The following is a 12,690-nucleotide window of genomic DNA, read 5'->3' as shown; positions in this document are numbered from 1 at the left end:
TCCTGACCAGCACCGCGCCGGCCGAGCGACCGCCGGTGACTCAGGCGCTGAACCGGTAGTCGTCGAGGTCGAAACGCCTGCTGCGCCAATAGGCTTCGACCGTGGTGGTGGGCCGCAACGGCACGTCGCCGTTCTTGTCGAAGTAGTAGCTGTTGGCCAGCCGGCAGCTGTCCTGCCAGAAGATCTGCCGGTGCCGCTTGCTCATCATCTCGGCGAAATACCGGTCGTTGGCGGCCGCGGCCACCTCGACGCGGTGCGAGCCGTCGCGGTCGGCCCGTTTCAGGCACCGCACGATGTGGTGGGTCTGGGTCTCGATCAGCGCGAAGTACGAGGAACCAACGTAGCCGTACGGCCCGAAGATGGTGAACATGTTGGGGAATCCGGGAACGCTGACGCCTTCATAGGCCTGCAGCCGGTGTTCGTCCCAGAACCGGGCCAACGACCGCCCGCCGCTGCCGGTGACGGCATAGGTGGGGACGTTGTCGGTGTCCATGACCTTGAAGCCGGTGGCCAGGATCAGCACGTCGATCTCGTGCTCCTCGCCGTCGGTGGTGACTACCGCTGCGGGGGTGACCCTGTCGATCGGCTCGGTGACCAACCGGACGTTGTCGCGGTTGTACGTGGCCAGGTAGGTGTTGTGGAAGCCGGGGCGCTTGCATCCCACGGCATAGTGCGGGGTGAGTTTCTCGCGCACCACCGGGTCTTTGACCTGCTGTCGCAGGTAGCCGCGGCCCGCCGTGGCCATGCTCTTGGCGAACGGGAACACCGTGAAGTACTGCGCCGAGAGCGGGAACGTCACCTCGACGAAAGCCTGACTCAGTAGCCGCTGAATGACGTTGCCGCCGGGAATCCGCATCGCCCAGCGCGCCGCGGCCGGCAACGGCACGTCGAATTTGGGAAAGCACCAGATCGGGGTGCGCTGAAAAACGGTGAGCCGGCTGACAATCGGCGCGATCTCCGGGATGACCTGGACGGCGGAGGCTCCGGTCCCGATGATCGCCACCCGCTTGCCGGTCAGGTCCTGGCTGTGGTCCCAGCGCGCGGTGTGCATGGTGATGCCGTCAAACGATTCCACGCCGGCGATGTCGGGCAGATTCGGCACCGTGAGCACGCCGCTGGCGCTGATCAGGAATCGGGCGGTGATCTCGTCACCCGGATCTGTCTGCAGCCGCCACAACGCCCGCTCGTCGTCGAACTCCGCGGAGATCACCTTGGTGTTGAACCGGATCCGGGACCGGATGCCGTACTTGTCCACGCAGTGATCGGCATAGGCTTTGAGCTCGCCGCCGGGGGCGTAGGTCCGCGACCAGTCCGGGCTCTGCTCGAACGAGAACTGGTAGGAGAACGACGGAATGTCCACGGCGATGCCGGGATAGGTGTTCCAATACCAGGTGCCGCCGACCCCGTCGGCGGCCTCGATCACCAGGTAGTCGGACAGGCCCGCCTCGTCGAGCTTGATGGCCGCGCCGATGCCGGAGAACCCGGCGCCGACGATGACGGTGTGATAGTCGGGTGCCCCACCCATGGCGAATTCCTCCGATGACAATGCCGGTGCCGGCTCATGGCTATATGTCTGAGCCTAGGTTCACGAGTAAAGCGCCTTTTTCAACGCCGCCAGCCCGCGGTTGGTGGCCTCGGCCGCGGCGGGCACTACCGGCGCGAAGCTGACGTAGCCGTGCACCAGTGTCGGCTCGTTGCTGACCTCCACGGCGACCCCGGCGGCGCTGAGCAGCTGCGCGTAGCGGGCACCGTCGTCGCGCAACGGGTCGTGCTGGGCGGTGCCGATGAAAGCCGGCGGCAGCCCGGACAGCTCCCCGTTGCCGGGGGCAAGGCTGGCCGGCAGCGTGGTGTGGTCGGTGACGTCGAGGTGCGGCACGTACCACGCCAGGAAGGCGTCGATGACTTCCTCGTCCAGGATCGGGTCCACCGCGTACTCGATGAACGACGGCAGCGTCCGGTCACCGATGCACGACGGGTACCACAGCAGCTGGTAGACCAGCGCCGGGCCGCCGTTGTCGCGGGCGAGTTGGGTCATGACAGCTGAGATGTTCCCGCCCGCGGAGTCGCCGGCGACGGCTATCCGGCCGGGGTCACCACCGAGCTCGGCGGCGTTGTCGGCGACCCATCGCAGCGCCGCCCAGGAGTCGTCGACCGCGGCCGGGAACGGATGCTCGGGGGCCAGCCGGTAGTCGACGGACACCACGATCGCGTCCGCGCCGACGGCGTGGGCGCGCGCGACGTGGTCGTGGGTGTCCAGGTCGCCCAGCGCCCACCCGCCACCGTGGTAGAAGACCACCACCGGCAGGTTGTCCTGCGCGGCTGTCGGCGGCCAGTAGATGCGGACCGGAATGTCGGTGTGCTCGCCGTAGCCGACCGTGCGTTCCTCGATGCGCAGCTGCGGGAGCATCTCCGCGGGAAACTTCAACGCCGCCAAGGCCGCCCGGGCGACCTCGACCCCGTCGGCCGCGTTGAAGGTCATCGGAATGACATCGAGCAGCATCTTCAGGGTCGGATCGATGCCCGGTGGGGTGCTGGTCGGCTCCGTCATGGCTTCACCGTACGCACGTTCGCCATTATCCGTGCAGCGCGGCGCGCAACGCTGTTAACCCGCGGTCCATCGCGGCGGTGGCGGCGGGCACCACGCCCGCGTACCCCAGGTATCCGTGCACCATCGTCTCGGCGTTGTGCACCTCGACCGGGACCCCGGCGGCGGACAGCAGTTCGCCGTACCGGATGCCGTCGTCGCGCAGCGGGTCGTGGCCGGCGACCGCAATGTAAGCGGCCGGCAGGCCAGACAGGTCCGCGGCCCGGCCCGGGGCCATGCCCGACGGCGGATCGGCCATGTCGGCGTCGCCGGCATACCACCGGGAGAAGTCCGAAATCGCCTTCGCGTCGAGGATCAGCGCGTCGGCGTTCTCGGTGAACGACGGCAGCGACGCGTCCCACATCGTGGACGGATACCACAACATCTGGAATGCGATCGGCGGTCCGCCCTCGTCGCGGGCCCGCTGCGCGATCACCGCCGCGATCGTGCCGCCCGCGGAGTCGCCGGCCAGCGCAATACGGCCGGGGTCGGCGCCCAGGTCCGTGCCGTGATCGGCGACCCATCGCGTTGCGGCCCACGCGTCCTCGACGGCCGCCGGGTAGGGGTGCTCGGGGGCCAGGCGGTAGTCGACCGACAACACGATCGCATCGGCGCCGACGGCATGCTGGCGCGCTGTGCCGTCATGGGTGTCCAGATCGCCCATCACGAACCCACCGCCGTGGAAGAACAACACCACCGGGTAGCTCCCCGAATCGGTTGCCGGCCAATAGATCCGGACACCGATAGGGCCGCCGGGCCCGTCCAGCGAACGATCTTCCACGCGCAGTTCGGGATGTAGCGGGCGGCGCGGCAGATCCCGCAACCGCTGTCGCACGGCGTCGATTCCGTCTTCGGCTGATAGCCGAAAGGGAACAGCATCCAGTACCTTCAGCAGGATGGAGTCCACACCGGGGTTCGCGTCGGGGGCCCCTACGCCGAGGTTGTCCAAGTTGGGCATGGGGGTACCGTACGCAGCCCGTCTGGTGGTCGGCGGTTGGGTGGCCGCGGGGTGGGCGGGCATCGCCTACGGCATCTACCTGACGGTGATCGCGGTGCGCCTGCCGCCCGGCAGCGAGCTGACCGGGCACTGGACTTTCCAGCCGCCGTTCAAGGCGTCGATGGCGGTGCTGCTGGCCCTGGCCGCGCTGGCGCACCCGGTGGTCCGCGAGCGGCGCTGGCTGGTGCCCGCCCTGGTGTTCTCGGCCGGCGGTGACTGGCTGCTGTCGATTCCCTGGTGGAAACACTCGTTCGTGTTCGGGTTGGGCTCATTCTTGTTGGCGCACATATGTTTTCTCGGAGCGCTGCTGCCGCACGTCGCCCCCACGCGCGGTCGGGTCGCGGCGGCCGCGGTGATGGTCGTCGCATCGGTGGCGATGCTGATCTGGTTCTGGCCGCACCTGAACGACGGCACGCAGAATCTGACCATCCCGGTGACCGTCTACATCACCGTGCTCTCGGCGATGGTGTGCACGGCGTTGCTGGCACGCCTGCCCACCATCTGGACCGCCGTCGGGGCGGTGTGTTTCGCGGCGTCGGACTCGATGATCGCGATCGGCCGGTTCATCCTGGGCAACGAGGCGCTGGCGGTACCCGTCTGGTGGTCCTATGCCGCCGCCGAGATACTGATCACGGCCGGCTTCTTCTTCGGCCGGGACGACCTGTACCGCACCGCGGACACCGCCACGCCCGCGGAGAGCTGAGCGCCGGCAACAAATACCTTGGCTGACAACATATCTCGCGGTTCAGGTGCTGCCGAGGTAGAGCCGGTGGCGCGGGTGCTGCCCATGCTGACGGTGCCGCACCTGGATCGGGACTTCGACTATCTGGTCGCACCCGAGCAGTCCGACGATGCGCAACCCGGGGCGCGGGTCCGGGTGCGCTTTCACGGCCGGCTCGTCGACGGGTTCATCCTGGAACGCCGCCACGACACCGACCACCCCGGCAAGCTGGGCTGGCTCGACCGCGTCGTATCGCCGGAACCGGTGCTCACCACCGAAGTCCGACGGCTGGTCGAAGCCGTCGCCGCCCGGTACGCCGGTACTCGGGCCGACGTGCTGCGCCTGGCGATACCCGCCCGGCACGCCCGGGTGGAGAAGGAAGCGATCGTGGTCCCGCAGCGGCCGGTGGTCGCGCCCGTCGACCCGGCGGGCTGGGCAACCTTCCACCGCGGTGCACAGTTTCTGGCCGCACTGGCCGAGTCGCGGGCTGCCCGCGCGGTGTGGCAGGCGCTGCCGGGTCAGTCGTGGGCCGACCGGTTCGCCGAAGCGGCCGCGCAGACGCTGGCGGCCGGTCGCTCGGTCCTTGCGGTCGTGCCTGACCAGCGCGATCTCGACCTGCTGCACCGGGCCGTGCTCGGCGTTGTCAACGAGGACAGCGTGGCGGCCCTGTCGGCGGGACTGGGCCCCGCCGCGCGTTACCGCCGGTGGCTGGCCGCCTTGCGCGGGGGCGCGCGGGTGGTGATCGGCACCCGGTCCGCGGTGTTCGCGCCGCTGGCCGACCTCGGTCTGGTCATGGTGTGGGCCGACTCCGACGACAGCCTGGCCGAGCCCCGAGCGCCCTATCCGCATGCCCGGGAGGTGGCGATGCTGCGGGCGCACCAGGCCCGTTGTGCCGCCCTGATCGGCGACTACGCCCGTACCGCGGAGGCCCAGGCGCTGGTGCGCAGCGGCTGGGCGCACGACATCGTCGCCGCCCGACCGGTGGTGCGCAGCCGGACCCCCCGGGTGATCGCCCTCGATGACAGCGGCTACGTCGACGAACGCGACCCGGCGGCGCGCACCGCACGGTTACCGTCCATCGCCCTGCGCGCTGCCCGCACCGCGCTGGCAGCTGAGGCTCCGGTGCTGGTCCAGGTGCCGCGGCGCGGGTATGTTCCGTCGCTGGCCTGTGGGCGTTGTCGCGCGATCGCCCGCTGCCGGCACTGCACCGGTCCGTTGGCCCTGGTCGAGCGCGGTGCGGGGACCGCATGCCGGTGGTGCGGGCGGGTCGACGCGGCGCCGCGGTGTGCGCGCTGCGGTTCGGATGCGGTGCGGGCGGTGGTGGTCGGCGCCCGGCGTACCGCCGAGGAGCTCGGCCGCGCCTTCCCGGGCACCGCAGTGGTCACGTCGGCGGGCGAGGCCATCGTGTCGGCGGTGGCCGCCCGGCCTGCGCTGGTGGTGGCCACGCCGGGTGCGGAACCATCGGCGACCGGCGGGTACGGGGCGGCACTGTTGCTGGACACCTGGGCGCTGCTGGGCCGGCAGGATCTGCGCGCGGCCGAGCACGCGCTGTGGCGGTGGATGTCTGCCGCCGCTCTGGTCAGGGCCCGCGGCGAGGGCGGGGTGGTCATCGTGGTCGCCGAATCCTCGCTTCCGACAGTGCAATCGCTGATCCGGTGGGACCCGGTCGGTCACGCCGACGCCGAGCTCGCGGCCCGCGCCGAGGTCGGTCTGCCGCCGAGTGTGCACATCGCCGCGCTGGACGGCAGCGCCGATGCGGTGAGTGCGTTGCTCGCCGAGGCGCGGTTACCCGACTACGCCGAGTTGCTCGGCCCGGTGGATCTGCCGGCCGGTGCCCGTCGCCCGGCGGCCATCGCATCCGGTGCGCCGGTCACCAGGATGCTGGTCCGGGTGCCGCGGGAGCACGGCCTGGCGCTGGCGGCCGCGTTGCGCGGCGCTGTCGGCGTCCTCAGCGCCCGCCAGACCCACGAGCCGGTCCGGGTGCAGATCGATCCGCTGCACATCGGGTGACGCGCCGCGCCCGGCCGTCGACCATACCCGCGAACTACTATTGTGGTGAGAAATAATCGATGGCTACGACTGTGCAGCTGTTACGCTTTTCGCTGCTAGCCGACCTAGGCGAAGGGTGCAGCGTGGCAGGGGACAACGCGACGGTCGATGATTCGCTGGACGTCATCACCGACTCGCTGCTGACCGCCTCCCGACTGCTGGTGGCGATCTCGGCGCGGTCGATCGCCCAGGTCGACGAGACCATCACCATCGCGCAGTTCCGCACCCTGGTGATCCTTTCCCACCGTGGCCCCATCAACCTCGCCACGCTGGCGAATCTGCTGGGCGTGCAACCCTCGGCGACCGGACGGATGGTGGACCGGTTGGTCAGCTCCGGGATGATCGACCGGCTGCCGCACCCCACTTCGCGCCGCGAACTGCTGGCGGCGCTGACCAAGCGGGGCCGCGACGTCGTCCGGCAGGTCACCGCCTACCGCCGCAAGGAAATCGCGCGGATCGTCGGACAGATGCCCCCGGCCGAACGGCACGGGCTGGTGCGTGCCCTGACCGCCTTCACCGCCGCCGGCGGTGAGCCCGACGCCCACATCGACATCGAAGACATCTGAGTGCCAAGCGGCTTGCTCTCACGCGGCGTCGTCCACCGGCAGGGACGGACTTCCTAGACTGAGCGCGTGCGCCTCGTCTTCGCTGGAACCCCCGAACCCGCGCTGCCCGCGCTGCGCCGGCTGCTCGACTCGCCGAATCACGACGTGGTCGCCGTGCTGACCAGGCCGGACGCAGCCTCAGGGCGCCGGGGCCGGCCCGAGCCGTCACCGGTCGCCCGCGAGGCACTCGAGCGCGGCATCCCGGTGTTGCGGCCGGCGCGGCCGAACTCGGCGGAGTTCGTCGCCGAACTGACGGAATTGGCGCCGCAATGCTGCGCGGTGGTGGCTTACGGAGCGCTGCTCGGCGACGGGCTGCTGGCCGTGCCCCCGTCGGGTTGGGTGAACCTGCATTTCTCGCTGTTGCCGGCCTGGCGCGGCGCGGCGCCGGTGCAGGCGGCGATCGCCGCCGGGGACACCATCACCGGGGCCACCACATTCCAGATCGAAAAGAGCCTGGACTCCGGACCCGTCTACGGGACCGTCACCGAGACCATCCGGCCGACCGATACCGCCGGTGATCTGCTTGAGCGCCTTGCGGTTTCGGGTGCGGCACTGCTCGCCGCCACCCTGGACGGGATCGCCGACCAGTCGCTGACACCGCAACCGCAGCCCGCCGACGGGGTAAGCCTGGCCCCCAAGATCACCGTGGAGCAGGCCCGGGTGCGCTGGGACCTGCCGGCGCCGGTGGTCGAACGACGCATCCGCGCGGTGACACCCAATCCGGGCGCCTGGACGCTGCTCGGTGACCTGCGCGTGAAAATCGGCCCGGTGCAACTGGCGCAGGACGCGCCGAAGTCGCTGTCGCCCGGCGAGATTCACGTCACACGCAACGCGGTGTGGATAGGTACCGCTTCGGCGGCGGTGCGGTTGGGCCAGATTCAGCCGCCCGGCAAGAAGCCGATGAACGCTGCGGACTGGGCCCGCGGTGCGCGGCTGGACGAGACGACCAGGGCCTCATGAGTCCCGCGCAGGACAAGCCCTACCGGAAACGTCCGGACCGCAAACCGCAACGGCCGCAACGGCCGTCGCAGCAGCGGGGCCCGCGGCGAAAGAACCTGGACCCGGCCCGCCAGGCCGCCTTCGACGCCCTGCGGGCGGTCAGCGAGCGCAACGCCTACGCCAACCTGGTCTTGCCCGCCCTGCTGCGCGAACGCGGAATCACCGGCCGCGACGCCGCATTCGCGACCGAACTGACCTACGGCACCTGCCGGACCCGTGGGCTGCTCGACGCCGTGATCGCCGCGGCCGCCGGCCGCCCGCCGAACACGATCGACCCGGTGCTGCTCGACCTGTTGCGCATGGGCAACTACCAACTCCTGCGCACCCGGGTGGATGCGCATGCCGCGGTGTCGACCACCGTCGAGCAGGCCGGGCTCGAATTCGATTCGGCGCGAGCAGGTTTCGTCAACGGGGTGCTGCGCACCATCGCCGCGCGCGACGAGCAGTCCTGGCTGGACGAACTGGCGCCGCGCAATGATCCGGTAGGCCGTGCCGCGTTCGTGCACGCCCATCCGCGGTGGATCGCCCAAGCGTTCACCGACGCTCTGGGTGCCGCTGCGGGCGAGCTGGACGCAGCGCTCGCCAGCGACGACGAACGCCCCCAGGTTCATCTGGCGGCTCGTCCCGGAGTGCTCACGGCCGCCGACCTCGCCGACGCGGTCGGGGGCACGGTCGGCCGATTCTCGCCCTACGCGGTGTATCTGACCGGCGGCGATCCGGGCGGGTTGGCGCCGGTGCGCGACGGGCAGGCGCTGGTCCAGGACGAAGGCAGCCAGCTGGTGGCGCGCGCGCTGACGCTGGCACCCCTGGACGACGGTGAGGGCGGCCGGTGGCTGGATCTGTGCGCCGGGCCGGGTGGCAAGACCGCGCTGCTGGCGGCGTTGGGTGCCCAGTCGGGAGCGGCGGTGACCGCGGTCGAGCCGACGGGGCACCGCGCCGAGCTGGTGGAGGTGAACACCCGCGGATTGCCGGTCGAGGTGCTGCGGGTCGACGGGCGCGACTCCGGCCTCGAACCGGGTTTCGACCGGGTACTGGTCGACGTGCCGTGCACCGGGCTGGGTGCGTTGCGCCGCCGGCCGGAGGCCCGCTGGCGGCGGCAGCCGTCCGACGTTCCCGCGCTGGCCAAGCTGCAACGCGAGCTGCTTGCCGCCGCGATCTCCCTGACCCGGCCGGGCGGGGTGGTGCTGTACGCCACCTGCTCACCGCACCTGGCCGAGACGGTCGGGGTGGTCGCCGACGCGCTGCGCCGCCACCCGGTGACCGCGCTGGACACGCCGCCGTTGTTCGACCCGGTGGCCGACGGGATCGCGACCGGTCCCTCCGGTCACTACGTACAGCTGTGGCCACACCGACACGGCACCGATGCGATGTTCGCCGCGGCCCTGCGCCGCCAGTAAGGTGTCGCACATGTCTTCTCGGGGGGGACCGCTGATAGCCCCGTCAATTCTGGCCGCTGATTTCGCCCGCCTCGCCAAGGAAGCCGCGGCCGTCGACGGCGCCGACTGGTTGCACGTCGACGTGATGGACAACCACTTCGTGCCGAATCTCACGATCGGCCTGCCGGTGGTGGAGAGCCTGCTGGCCGCGACCGACATCCCGATGGACTGCCATCTGATGATCGACAACCCGGACAAGTGGGCGCCGCCCTATGCCGAGGCCGGCGCCTACAACGTCACGTTCCACGCCGAGGCCACCGACAATCCGGTCGCGGTCGCCCGCGACATCCGGGCCGCCGGAGCCAAGGCCGGCATCAGCGTCAAGCCGAAGACCGCGCTGGATCCCTACCTGGACATACTGCCGCACTTCGACACCCTGCTGATCATGTCCGTCGAACCCGGTTTCGGTGGTCAGAGCTTCATACCCGAGGTGCTCAGCAAGGTACGCGCGGTGCGCAAGCTGGTGGACGCCGGCGAACTGAGCATCCTGGTCGAGATCGACGGCGGCATCAATGAGGACACCATCGAGCAGGCCGCCGAAGCCGGCGTCGACTGCTTCGTCGCGGGGTCCTCGGTGTACGGCGCAGACGACCCGGCCGCCGCGGTCAAGGCGCTGCGGCGGCAGGCCGCCGCGAAGTCGCCGCACCTGGGCAGCGGCTCATGACCGGACCGACCGTCCCCGAGCAGGTCAAGAGCATCGAAGAGGCCATGAAACTGGCCATCGACCACTCCTACCAGGTGAAGGGGACCACCTACCCCAACCCGCCGGTCGGGGCGGTCATCGTCGACCAGGAAGGTCGCGTCGTCGGCGTCGGTGCCACCCAACCGGCCGGGGGCGATCACGCCGAGGTCATGGCCCTGCGCCGGGCCGGCGGGTTGGCCGCCGGCGGCATCGCGGTCATCACCATGGAACCGTGCAACCACTACGGCAAGACACCCCCGTGCGTGAACGCCCTGATCGAGGCGCGGGTGGGAACGGTGATCTACGCCGTCGACGACCCCAACGGCATCGCGGGCGGCGGCGCGGGCCGGTTGACGGCGGCCGGACTGCAGGTGCGATCAGGGGTGATGGCCGACGCGGTAGCGGCCGGCCCGCTGCGGGAATGGCTGTTCAAGCAGCGCACCGGGCTGCCGCACGTGACGTGGAAGTACGCCACCAGCATCGACGGCCGCAGCGCCGCCGCCGACGGGTCCAGCCAGTGGATCTCCAGTGAGGCCGCGCGCGCGGACCTGCACCGTCGTCGGGCGATCGCGGATGCGATCGTGGTCGGCACCGGCACTGTCATCGCCGACGATCCCGCCCTGACCGCCCGGCTGCCGGACGGCTCGCTGGCCCCGCAGCAGCCGCTGCGGGTGGTGGTGGGCAGGCGCGAGATACCGCCGGAAGCCAAGGTGCTCAACGACGATTCGCGCACGATGGTGATCCGGACCCGCGAGCCGGTCGAGGTGCTCCGCGCGCTCAGCGATCGCACCGACGTGCTGCTCGAAGGCGGCCCGACGCTGGCGGGGGCATTCCTGCGCGCCGGGGCGATCAACCGGATCCTGGCCTATGTGGCGCCGATCCTGCTCGGCGGTCCGGTGACTGCGGTCGACGACGTCGGGGTGTCCAGCATGGCCCAGGCGCTGCGTTGGCAGTTCGACAGCGTCGAACAGGTCGGACCGGACCTACTGCTCAGCCTGGTGGCTCGGTAGCCGTCGGCGCCGGCTGGGCTTCGGCTGCGTGCCGCGGTGCTCCGGCCGCAGGTGCCGAGGGCGGTGCCGGTGCTGCGTGTTCGAAGACCGGCTGTTCCTCGGCATGCTCGTCGCGGGCGCCGATCAACAGCCCCAGTAGCGCGCCGACCACACAGATCGCCACGGTGACTTTGAAGATGTCCCCGTACATCAACGCGAACGCGTGCAGGTAGGACCCGGCCGTACGTTCCAACCCGGCCAGAATGTGATTGAACCGGTAGAGCCCCCATGCACTCAGCGCGGCCACCCCGATCAGCATGCCCGTCATCCTGGCCACCACCACCGACGCCGACGCGATGCCGTGCTGAGCGGCAGGAACCACCCGCAGCGCCGCCGAGGACAGCGGTCCGATCACCAGGCCCAGACCCAATCCGGCGATCAGCAGGTCGGTGTGCACGGCGGGCAGCAATATCCCGAGGACGTCGTGCTTGCGTGACATCAGGTCGGCACGCCAATACGAAATGAGCCAGTATCCGCACCCGGCGATCAGCAATCCGACGAAGACGACGATGCGGTCGCCGGTGCGGGTGGCGATCCAGCCGCCGAGCAGCGCGCCCACCGGCAGTGCGATCAGGAACCACAGCAGCAGGCCCGCCGCCTGATTCTGGTTCATCCCGAGCACGCCCTGCCCGAACAACTCCACGTTCACCAGGGTCACCATCAGCGCCGCGCCGGCGCACACCGAGGCACCCAATGCGGACAGGAACGGCCGGAAACGCACGCCGGCCGGGTCGATGAGCCGGGTACGAGCGAAACGTTCCCAGACGAAGAACAGCACGCCAACCACCACCGCGCCGATCACCAGCGGCAGACCGTAGCTCGGCAGCACCTGTCTGCCGTCCGGTTTGGGGTTGTAGAGGCCGATGACCGCCAGGCCCAGCGCGAGCGCCAACAGTAAACCGCCGGTGACGTCGATCTTCTCCGGCTGTGCGCTGCGGTCGTGGGACGGCAGGCTGAAGTGGATCATCACCATCGCGGCCAGGGTCAGCGGCACATTGACCCAGAACACGTCGCGCCAGTCGTGGAACAGCCACACGATGAAGATGCCGTACAGCGGACCCAGCACGCTGCCGAGTTCCTGGGCGGCGCCGATACCGCCGAGCACGCCGGCCCGGTTGCGCTGGGCCCACAGGTCGGCGCCCAGCGCCAGCGTCACCGGCAACAGGGCACCGCTGGCAATGCCCTGAATGGTGCGCCCGGCGATCAGGTAGTGGAACGCCCGGTCGGGATCGGGGTCCACCATGTAGTCGCCGAACTCCGGATTCCAGTTGCCCAGCTTCACCGACATCGCGGTGATCACCGAGCCGACGATGAACATGGCCAGGCTGGACTGCAGCACGAACTTACGTCCGAAGCGGTCCGATGCCCGGCCCAGCAGCGGCATCGCGGCGATGTAGCCCAACAGATACATCGTGACGATCCAGGTGATGCGCTGCAGCTCGTTGACCGGAATGCCGACGCTGGTCATGATGTCGCGCATGATGGTGACCACGACATAGGTGTCGAGGGCGCCCAGCAGCACCGCGAGGCTGCCTGCGCTGATCGCTATCCGGCGTCCTGCTCGCATT

11 protein-coding genes are annotated in these 12,690 nt (G+C 70.1%); 7 read left to right on the top strand and 4 right to left on the bottom strand.

Annotated elements, in window-relative coordinates:
* Positions 1–40 precede the first annotated feature (40 nt).
* The 3 genes from AC5Y5Z_RS06120 to lipI are packed head-to-tail and all read right to left on the bottom strand — an operon-like array spanning position 41 to position 3,542.
* Positions 41–1,525 (bottom strand): flavin-containing monooxygenase, encoded by a 1,485-nt coding sequence (locus AC5Y5Z_RS06120; protein WP_499923933.1) that lies wholly within the window; start codon positions 1,523–1,525, stop codon positions 41–43.
* A gap of 60 nt (positions 1,526–1,585) precedes the next feature.
* Positions 1,586–2,548, bottom strand: coding sequence for an alpha/beta hydrolase (locus AC5Y5Z_RS06115; protein WP_473139566.1), 963 nt, complete (start codon positions 2,546–2,548; stop codon positions 1,586–1,588).
* A 25-nt stretch (positions 2,549–2,573) separates the two neighbouring features.
* Entirely contained in the window at positions 2,574–3,542 is a 969-nt protein-coding gene (gene lipI, locus AC5Y5Z_RS06110; protein WP_499923932.1) for an esterase LipI, read from the bottom strand.
* On the opposite strand from lipI, the gene AC5Y5Z_RS06105 reads away from it, so the two are divergent.
* The 7 genes from AC5Y5Z_RS06105 to ribD all read left to right on the top strand — a co-directional run bounded on the left by AC5Y5Z_RS06105 (position 3,541) and on the right by ribD (position 11,083).
* Positions 3,541–4,284: a lysoplasmalogenase gene (locus tag AC5Y5Z_RS06105; RefSeq protein WP_463825032.1), complete on the top strand. Its 744-nt coding sequence runs from the start codon at positions 3,541–3,543 to the stop codon at positions 4,282–4,284. The genes lipI and AC5Y5Z_RS06105 overlap by 2 nt on opposite strands.
* An 84-nt stretch (positions 4,285–4,368) precedes the next feature.
* Complete coding sequence (locus tag AC5Y5Z_RS06100) at positions 4,369–6,312, top strand: primosomal protein N' (protein WP_473139666.1); 1,944 nt, start codon at positions 4,369–4,371, stop codon at positions 6,310–6,312.
* 122 nt (positions 6,313–6,434) lie between these two features.
* On the top strand, positions 6,435–6,917 hold the full coding sequence (locus AC5Y5Z_RS06095) for a MarR family winged helix-turn-helix transcriptional regulator (protein WP_463825033.1): 483 nt from the start codon (positions 6,435–6,437) through the stop codon (positions 6,915–6,917).
* A 66-nt stretch (positions 6,918–6,983) separates the two neighbouring features.
* A complete protein-coding gene (gene fmt / locus AC5Y5Z_RS06090) occupies positions 6,984–7,916 on the top strand; it encodes a methionyl-tRNA formyltransferase (RefSeq protein ID WP_499923926.1) in 933 nt (310 codons plus the stop codon).
* A complete protein-coding gene (locus tag AC5Y5Z_RS06085; protein ID WP_499923925.1) occupies positions 7,913–9,352 on the top strand; it encodes an RsmB/NOP family class I SAM-dependent RNA methyltransferase in 1,440 nt (479 codons plus the stop codon). Before fmt ends, AC5Y5Z_RS06085 begins: the two co-directional genes overlap by 4 nt.
* Before the next feature lie 10 nt (positions 9,353–9,362).
* Positions 9,363–10,055: a ribulose-phosphate 3-epimerase gene (rpe, locus tag AC5Y5Z_RS06080; protein ID WP_463825035.1), complete on the top strand. Its 693-nt coding sequence runs from the start codon at positions 9,363–9,365 to the stop codon at positions 10,053–10,055.
* On the top strand, positions 10,052–11,083 hold the full coding sequence (gene ribD / locus AC5Y5Z_RS06075; protein WP_499923920.1) for a bifunctional diaminohydroxyphosphoribosylaminopyrimidine deaminase/5-amino-6-(5-phosphoribosylamino)uracil reductase RibD: 1,032 nt from the start codon (positions 10,052–10,054) through the stop codon (positions 11,081–11,083). The genes rpe and ribD overlap by 4 nt, the downstream gene beginning before the upstream one ends.
* Here the strand turns inward: ribD and AC5Y5Z_RS06070 are convergent.
* Positions 11,064–12,689, bottom strand: a complete 1,626-nt coding sequence (locus AC5Y5Z_RS06070; RefSeq protein WP_463825443.1) for an MFS transporter — start codon at positions 12,687–12,689, stop codon at positions 11,064–11,066. The two genes, ribD and AC5Y5Z_RS06070, sit on opposite strands and share 20 nt — an antisense overlap.
* Position 12,690: the final 1 nt, after the last annotated feature.

The organism is Mycobacterium sp. NGS29 (genome assembly GCF_059812965.1).
The sequence above is the reverse complement of the archived record's forward strand: the minus strand, read 5'-3'. Positions and strand labels throughout refer to the sequence as shown.